Source organism: Ruminobacter amylophilus (genome assembly GCF_900115655.1).
Classification (GTDB): domain Bacteria; phylum Pseudomonadota; class Gammaproteobacteria; order Enterobacterales; family Succinivibrionaceae; genus Ruminobacter; species Ruminobacter amylophilus.
The window spans coordinates 1-7458 of the sequence record NZ_FOXF01000074.1 but is presented as its reverse complement, the minus strand read 5'-3'; the positions used below and the strand labels follow the sequence as shown (position 1 = coordinate 7458).

11 protein-coding genes are annotated in these 7458 nt (G+C 36.4%); 3 read left to right on the top strand and 8 right to left on the bottom strand.

Annotated features, from left to right (window positions below; translation table 11 throughout):
- The 5 genes from BMY80_RS11440 to BMY80_RS12295 all read right to left on the bottom strand — a co-directional run.
- A partial coding sequence (locus tag BMY80_RS11440; RefSeq protein WP_177178586.1) for a transposase occupies nucleotides 1–276 on the bottom strand: 276 nt, incomplete at its 3' end.
- Nucleotides 277–606: 330 nt separating this feature from the next.
- Nucleotides 607–798, bottom strand: a complete 192-nt coding sequence (locus BMY80_RS11435; RefSeq protein ID WP_093143795.1) for a hypothetical protein — start codon at nucleotides 796–798, stop codon at nucleotides 607–609.
- A 164-nt stretch (nucleotides 799–962) separates the two neighbouring features.
- Entirely contained in the window at nucleotides 963–1928 is a 966-nt protein-coding gene (locus BMY80_RS11430) for an ion transporter (protein ID WP_031579790.1), read from the bottom strand.
- Nucleotides 1929–2078: 150 nt separating this feature from the next.
- Nucleotides 2079–2447 (bottom strand): hypothetical protein, encoded by a 369-nt coding sequence (locus BMY80_RS11425; protein WP_031579791.1) that lies wholly within the window; start codon nucleotides 2445–2447, stop codon nucleotides 2079–2081.
- A 155-nt stretch (nucleotides 2448–2602) separates the two neighbouring features.
- The gene (locus BMY80_RS12295) at nucleotides 2603–2773 is read right to left on the bottom strand and encodes a hypothetical protein (protein WP_177178585.1); all 171 of its coding nucleotides are present in this window, start codon (nucleotides 2771–2773) and stop codon (nucleotides 2603–2605) included.
- Between the two features lie 256 nt (nucleotides 2774–3029).
- Here BMY80_RS12295 and BMY80_RS11420 point away from each other — a divergent pair, with 256 nt between their 5' ends.
- Nucleotides 3030–4157 (top strand): Fic family protein, encoded by a 1128-nt coding sequence (locus BMY80_RS11420; protein WP_093143793.1) that lies wholly within the window; start codon nucleotides 3030–3032, stop codon nucleotides 4155–4157.
- 39 nt (nucleotides 4158–4196) lie between these two features.
- Here the strand turns inward: BMY80_RS11420 and BMY80_RS12725 are convergent, their stop codons facing one another.
- The 3 genes from BMY80_RS12725 to BMY80_RS11405 form a co-directional block, all read right to left on the bottom strand.
- The gene (locus BMY80_RS12725; RefSeq protein ID WP_093143791.1) at nucleotides 4197–4427 is read right to left on the bottom strand and encodes a transposase; all 231 of its coding nucleotides are present in this window, start codon (nucleotides 4425–4427) and stop codon (nucleotides 4197–4199) included.
- 186 nt (nucleotides 4428–4613) lie between these two features.
- Nucleotides 4614–5234 carry a hypothetical protein gene (locus tag BMY80_RS11410; RefSeq protein WP_093143789.1) on the bottom strand — a complete coding sequence of 207 codons (621 nt, stop codon included), beginning with the start codon at nucleotides 5232–5234 and terminating at the stop codon, nucleotides 4614–4616.
- A 1-nt stretch (nucleotide 5235) separates the two neighbouring features.
- On the bottom strand, nucleotides 5236–6033 hold the full coding sequence (locus BMY80_RS11405) for a hypothetical protein (RefSeq protein ID WP_093143787.1): 798 nt from the start codon (nucleotides 6031–6033) through the stop codon (nucleotides 5236–5238).
- Nucleotides 6034–6416: 383 nt separating this feature from the next.
- On the opposite strand from BMY80_RS11405, the gene BMY80_RS11400 reads away from it, so the two are divergent.
- Both BMY80_RS11400 and BMY80_RS11395 read left to right on the top strand, forming a co-directional pair.
- Nucleotides 6417–6614: a hypothetical protein gene (locus BMY80_RS11400; RefSeq protein ID WP_093143797.1), complete on the top strand. Its 198-nt coding sequence runs from the start codon at nucleotides 6417–6419 to the stop codon at nucleotides 6612–6614.
- 196 nt (nucleotides 6615–6810) lie between these two features.
- Nucleotides 6811–7458 (top strand): AAA family ATPase (locus BMY80_RS11395; protein ID WP_245730177.1); only part of this gene is annotated, 648 nt, incomplete at its 3' end.

Here is a 7458-nt window from a genome sequence, read left to right as displayed (position 1 = left end):
TCTGGGAACGGATATTGAGGTTTCACCAAAGGAACCATGAATGGTCTTCTCGCCATAGCCGTTTCTGCGATTCTCGGTTTCTTTTGGTTCGGATGAACTCTTATCATAACCAAGATGTGCATCCATTTCGGCATTAAGCATCTTCTCAAAAATAGGTCCAAAGACGTCCTTTAAGGCTTCATTAACGTCCTTAGCATTTTGTACGTCATAATTATTGAGAATTAAATCTGCAATTTTTTCAGCAGCTGGATTTCGCTTAATATCTTTTTTTGCCATATTCATATAACTCCAATTAAGTCTTTAATATTAACAGACTTAACAGGAATACACGAATTTTATGTCACACCCACTGCTTTTGTATCGTTAATATACCTATTTATTTTTATAAGCAAAAATCTATATTTTATAAATAAATCAATCAACTATTTTTATTGTAATATGTCGTTTTTTATTAAAAATAACAACATAATCCCCGGACGAAAGCTGTCCAGACTTTTGTCCCGGGGACATAAAAAAATCAAAAACTCCCCCGGTTTTCATGCATTATCCGAAATTTACCACAGATTATGTCCGGTTTCATGAAAGCATGGTGTATTTTTGGTCACTTCAAATGTGAAAAAACAGATCTTCCAGTAAGGCCAGGTCGCATGCAGATACGCTTCTCCGGTAATTAAGTTTTAGGTAAGACGTATTAAGACTTTCAACGGCATTTCCGGTATTGACGGTTTTCTTTTTATGACCTTTACGACAATAGTCACTGTCTGAGCTTACGTATTTCTGACATTTCTCATCAGTCATTTGGATTCCGTGAACAGTCTTTTTCTTTAACCATAATGAAAAACTCCTGATTATATAAGTTATATTATATCCCAGGAGTTTATCTGATATTCAGAGCCGCATGAATTCTACGGAGTTTGGTTCACGCAAACTTTAACGATTCATTTTAACGGCTGCCGCAGAAACTATTTTTTTGCTATATTAAAAGCCTTTTGAATAAGTCGCTGTTTTTCATTTAGAGACAGATTTCCATCATTCAGGTCTTTAAGTAGTTCATTGACCAATTCTTCCACCTTTTCATGAATTTGTTGTTCTCTTTTCTGAGCATTAACTTTTGAATAAAGTTCATCATAATTTTGAATAATTGCCCCCATTGCCAAATTTAAAAGCAAATAAGCTCCGAACATAAACCAGCTTAAAAAATATAAACTTACAACCCATGAAGGAACATCAATTATTTTCATTTTAGAAGCGATAATCAGGCTGTTTCTGTATGAACTCCATGACTGTTCGGTAATTACTTTCAACAGAGTCAGCATTGACTCAGAAACACTGCCAAACGGATCGATTCGATCACCGGCAAAATAGTCATCAGTTTCACTAATAAATTCTATATATAGATTCTGACGATCTGCATGATAATCATCTGTTGGCATTCTGAACATACTCATTCCAGCAATTCCAAACACATATAAAAATACCAGCATCAAACCCATGATCTTATACAGAGACATGACTGATTTCAGAAGAACCTTGATGATTGTGCTCATTTCTCGATTTAGCGTTATAAAACGAGCAATTCGCAATATTCGGATTACTCTGAGACACAGAAGAATATTAGTATTCAAGAAGATAGTTTCAGGAATTAAACAAAACAAAATAATGATAATGTCAAAGAGCTGTAAGGGATCGGAGAAAAATTTCTTCGGCGATGCACAGGCAATGTACCGAACAAGTATTTCAAAACAGTAAATGGCAGTGCAGGCATGGTCAAAGTATTCCAGCCATTCATTCCTTTGAGTAATCATTATACCGGCAGAGATGGCATTGAACACTATCAGCACACTGATAAAAATTTCAAATTTAACAACGGGACGGAATTTATCCTTGTCAATAAACAAATAAATAAAATTCTTAAATTCTGCTAACATAACATAACCTTTTACTAATTCTTAAAATCTAAAAGGCCTGTTCATTTTAATGAACAGGCCAAAATTCAGACATTGTTTTCGACTAATTTCCTTTAAGCAGTATAGGACATCTGTGATAATGCCTGTCAGAACGGCTTATACAATCGGTGTTTAGAAAACATCAAGTGCATGAAGTACCGCAAACATGTACGGATACGATAAGAGAGTATAACCATTAAAATCATACAGCCTTTTTCCTGTACGATGATCTTTTACGTAAGTTCCATCAATATCAAATAACTTACTGCCGGTGCGGTGATCCCTGATGTAATTACCATCAATGTCCAGTAACTTACTGCCGGTGCGGTGATCCTTGATGCAATTACCATCAATATCCAATAATTTATTGCCGGTACGGTGATCTCTGATGCATTTATTATCAAAATCAAATAACTTGTTTCCTGTACGATGATCTCTGATGCAACTATTATCAATGTCCAGAATTTTTTGACCGTTGGAATGATCAATTATGTACATCATGATAAATCTCCAATTTTTTTATTGTTAAATTTACATGTATGAACGCCATGCTAATATTAAGTCTATTATTATTTATTTAACGTGACTAGATTATTGTCTGTTTTGATTTTTGTAATTGTGATCTTTATATATAATATTTATATTTTATAATTACACTACTCTGCATCGGGACAGAAATGTATTCCTACCGCAATGTTTTCAGGGGCTGTCACCGTATTGATTGAATCATCCTGTACGCAAATGCTGAAGCTTGCGCTGAATGCATCTCCATCCTGACTTATGGTTACATTATTGATATGGCCGAAAAAAAAGTGGTTCTTCTGCATGCTTCACCCCGCCGAAGTTCAGTCCTCTATGAAAGAGTTCTGCTGATCTCTTCTCTGCCTTCGGATTAGTTTTGCATCTCTGCATTGTATAAAGATCGAAAAAGTTTACCTCCAAAACGATTGGAGTTTAGGTTTAATACAAGCAGAAGTGCCTATAATTATTGAGCGTTATCATGAATAGATTAATGGTTTAATCTTCGCAAAATCAGCGTAGATTAATGCTATAATATATGCAGTAAGTGCGGAGATAGATATTATGTATATTTACGAACATCAGGAATGGCCGGAATTCCGCTGGGATGAACACCGGCTGTCCGGATTACTTTTTGAAGTTACGTTTCTGCTAGGAACCGTTATCGGCAAGATGAATGCCGTGGAATCAATTTTTAAAAAGGAAGTTCTTCTCACCGATATGACCGATGAAATAGTTAAGTCCAGTGCCATTGAGGGAGAACACCTGAACTTTGAGGAAGTGCGATCTTCAGTAGCCCGAAAATTCGATATGCCGGAATCAGTTCAGACTGCCAGCAGTCATTATATTGAAGGTATAGTGGAAATGATGACTGACGCAAGATGCAATTTCCGGAACAGGCTGACTTTGGAACGTCTATGCAGCTGGCAGGCATCTCTTTTTCCGACAGGATACAGCGGAATGTACAAAATCCGCACCGGAGAAATACGTGACGATGCCCAGGGGCCAATGCAGGTGGTCTCTTCTAAATTCGGAAACAGCTATGTCTACTACGAAGCCCCTCCTGCCGAAAAGCTTCCGGAATATATCAATGATTTTTTACAGTGGATTGAATCCGACAGCAACATAAATCCATTAATAAAAGCATCCCTGGCCCATCTCTGGTTCATTACCCTGCATCCCTTTGATGACGGTAACGGCAGAATTGCCCGTGCCATAACGGAATTAATGCTCTCCCGGGCTGACAAATCCTTATACCGGTTCTACAGTATGTCCGGCCAGATCCTTAAGGCAAGAAACGATTACTACAGAATACTTGAGCAGACTCAGAAAGGATCTCTTGATGTAACCATGTGGATTCAGTGGTTTCTGGAAACGCTGCTTAACTCCCTCAGGGAATCCTCCGGGCTCGTTGATAAAATTGTTACCAAGGCCATGACATGGCAGAAGCTTAATAAAATAGCCCTGGATAGCAATCAGAAAAAAATCATCACCATGATGCTGGACGGTTTTGAGGGAAATCTCACCTCCAGCAAATGGGCTAAAATATGTAAATGCTCCCAGGATACGGCCATACGTTCAATTAACTATCTTGTTGAAAATAAGGTACTGGAGCAAAAAGGAGCCGGAAGAAGCACCCATTATATTCTGGCCTGTATGGAAAAAATTGACAGTGAAATTCCCGAAAAATAAGGGCTCTTCATAAAAACAAATTGGAAATAATCATTAAACTTATTTAGAAATATCAATAATCTTTAGAAAGAAATATTCATCATCGTTGAATCCATATACCTTTCTTCTCATCGTTTGGATCTTATTGTTGAAGCCTTCAACCATTCCTGGAGATATATTATATCCTGCATGAGAAATTATTCCTTGCATGTGTTTTTCCGGGAAGTATGCATACCTGCAGAGCGGATAATATACAGATTTTGCGGAGATAAAGGCATTTAATCTATGCAAAACATGCGTAGATTAAATACTGTTTTCTCCGCAGACAGCTAAGGCATAAGCTTTTTCTGATATTGACATTTTTTCGCCTGTAAACTCAGTATCCGCGAAAAATAGAACCAAAAAAACTGCGGACACCTTCACCTCCTCGGTGCGGATCAGTTTACCGTCAAGAAGCTCATAGGCTACCCATTCCGACTACATTCTGTCATAGTCATATTTTGTAGACACCATTCTGTCATTTTCATCAAATATAACTAACAGATATCTGGAATAGATATCACCACGTCCCCTAACCATCAATTTATCAGATTTCTCTTTAAGAATTTCTCGTGTTTCTTCCCTAGTCATATCGGGTTTTAATTTGAATGACAGTTTATCTAGACGAAAGCATTCTTCAATCCTTTTATCAGAGTCATCCCAATAATGTTCTCTAGCCACACCAAAAGACGGGCCATAATCTTTATTCCATGTGACACTGACATTAAGTCCATTGTACTGATACGACGATGTATCATCAGATTTAAAAAGTTTTTTATCAAAAATCCTAAAGAAATGTTTTTCATATTTAGGGTATATCAATTTCCCTTTATACCAGACTTCAAAAAAGCCCTTTTCCATTCCCAGAAATTCAACCGCTTCGAGAAGGCCGTTTTCATCATAATCCAAACGTATACTGTATTCATCATAGAAGTCTGATCTGCCTTTAAACCAAGGGATATAAACAGCCTTCCCCATAACCTTTCTGGCTTCATCCCTTGTCATGTTGAAGATCAGATCGCCGATTGATTTATTTGGTATCCATTCAAAAACTTTCATATTAAACCTCCCAATTGTTGTCTTCCAATTTTTTTACGAATTTCACCATTTCTTTTATTTCCCTGTCATACCTGGCTCCAAATAGCGAACGGATAGTATTTATTTCTTCCAGAATGACCTCTTTTATTCTTCCAAGTTGAATAAGTTCAATTTGTCGGTTTCTATAAACTTTTGAATTATTCATGTGTCCGTGTGATTTTGTTTTCTTATGATCTCTTTTAAGCATTCGAATGTATGGCGCTGTATTATAGGATAGCAGTCCTGTGACCTTGAGAGCCTCAGCACTTATTATATGATGAACATCGTAGATGGAACCGTTGGTACAATATTTAACGTAATCATATCTGCCCCCGGTAACAGGATCTTTATCAAGTTTGGCTTTTTCTTCTTCACTTAATTCATCAAAGAAATAAGGATATGGTCTGCCTGTTTTGGTATAGAGTGTTACAAAACGATCTTCAGCAATTATGTCGTCAAAAGATTGGCTGTATTCAATAGTATCATTCGCATTATTCAGAAAACATCCTGACGAATTCATGAAATTCACTTTATTATTTGTTGATATAATCAGCTCCCGTCGATGCTTTTTACCACATTCAATACCGGCAGCAAATGCAAAACCTTTCATAAATGCCAGTTCAATATCTTTGGTTGTCACATTTTCTGATTTAGTTATATCGTCTTCTCCACAAATGTTTCCTTTTTCGACATGTCTTTTTCGGGAACATTCCCAACCTAAAGCATAGGCATGTGCTATATCCATTATTGATGAACTTTTTTTAAGGGAATTCTTGGACATACTTAACCTCCAATATTTAAATAAAAACAATTGGCGAGGCCTCATTATCTTTGCATGATGTAATAATAAAAATGCACCTATACTATCTTTAATCTTCCATCTGCAAATCAAACCACAGATCGTTAACACTTACTATTATTAACACACCAAATCAGTTTTTTAAGAGCAGAATTATCAAACATCCAATTTTAATTCGGACATTGTGATAAGTATTTGTTTTTATATAACTATTTATTGTTTTCTCAGAAAATATATTGACATTTTATGGAATCAGTACCGAATAAGGTGCTGAACGCACTGGTGAATGCCTTCTCGGCTCTCAATATCACCAGTGAGAACTACCTAAAAAACTAATCCGGGGCAGTTTCGTATTCAGACTGGTGGTGAGAATTGCCCGGGAAATCCACCGCCCAATCTCTGAAGTTCTGGAATATCCCACCACCGAGTTTAACTACTGGGCGGTGGTATTTCAGGAGGAATACTACGAGGCTCATCCGAAAGAAAGGTACAAAGCCGGAATGACGGATTGCGATTGTGCCAGAGAGGTTGAAAAGTTTAAACGGATGATGAGTAAATGGTAGCATTTTGATGAACGACTTGTTCGCAGATTAAGCTTAAGATAACAGTTGAATAATTTGCTGGTACTAGTTAAATTACTGACATATGAACAGTACGGCTAATTGTTAACAGGAAGTTATGTCCTGTATCACTGATAAAAATTCGGTGCTGTGATAAAATGACAGTCGATGGTGTTGAGTTCGGGGGGAGATTAAAATCATGGGAAATATTCTGAATCCTGACAAGGATAACAGCTTTATAAGACTGGTTAAATTCAAAGATTCTGAAATTTTTATAGATAAGACAGATTTTATAGAAAAGATGTCTGCAAAGATAAACTCTCAAAATTGTTTATTTGCTGTAACTCGTCCCCGCAGATTCGGAAAAACTGTAACAGCTCATATGCTGTCAGCTTACTATTCCAAAGGATATGCCGGTCAAAAGATTTTTGATAATCTAAAAATAACGAACAATGAATTTAAAGACAGTTACGAAAAACACCTCAACAAATACAATGTCATTTATATTGATATGAATACCATTGACGGATTGTTTGACGGCTATTCCAACAAGAAACAGAAGGTAGATGGCGTTAATGATCTGGTTGACTATTTCGAGTATTCAATAATTAAAGAATTAAAATCAAGCAGTGAATTTGCAGGGTGTCTCGAAAAACATCAGATTGAAAACACAGGACTTTTGGAAACTTTACTTGCGATTACTCAGGATTTGAATACCAAATTCATTTTTATTATGGATGAATGGGATTTGATATATCGGGAATATTGTAACGATGAAGTTCTACAGAAAAAATTTATTAAGCTGTTAAAAAATTTATTTAAGGCTGATGGTGGACAGGTTTGCTTC

Bases quoted from the DNA above. Each gene is read 5' to 3' on its own strand.
- BMY80_RS11430 (WP_031579790.1), bottom strand. From the start codon at position 1,928: ATGTTAGCAGAATTTAAGAATTTTATTTATTTGTTTATTGACAAGGAT.
- BMY80_RS11405 (WP_093143787.1), bottom strand. From the start codon at position 6,033: ATGTCCAAGAATTCCCTTAAAAAAAGTTCATCAATAATGGATATAGCA.
- BMY80_RS12295 (WP_177178585.1), bottom strand. From the start codon at position 2,773: ATGCAGAAGAACCACTTTTTTTTCGGCCATATCAATAATGTAACCATA.
- BMY80_RS11420 (WP_093143793.1), top strand. From the start codon at position 3,030: ATGTATATTTACGAACATCAGGAATGGCCGGAATTCCGCTGGGATGAA.
- BMY80_RS11410 (WP_093143789.1), bottom strand. From the start codon at position 5,234: ATGAAAGTTTTTGAATGGATACCAAATAAATCAATCGGCGATCTGATC.
- BMY80_RS11425 (WP_031579791.1), bottom strand. From the start codon at position 2,447: ATGATGTACATAATTGATCATTCCAACGGTCAAAAAATTCTGGACATT.
- BMY80_RS11435 (WP_093143795.1), bottom strand. From the start codon at position 798: ATGACTGATGAGAAATGTCAGAAATACGTAAGCTCAGACAGTGACTAT.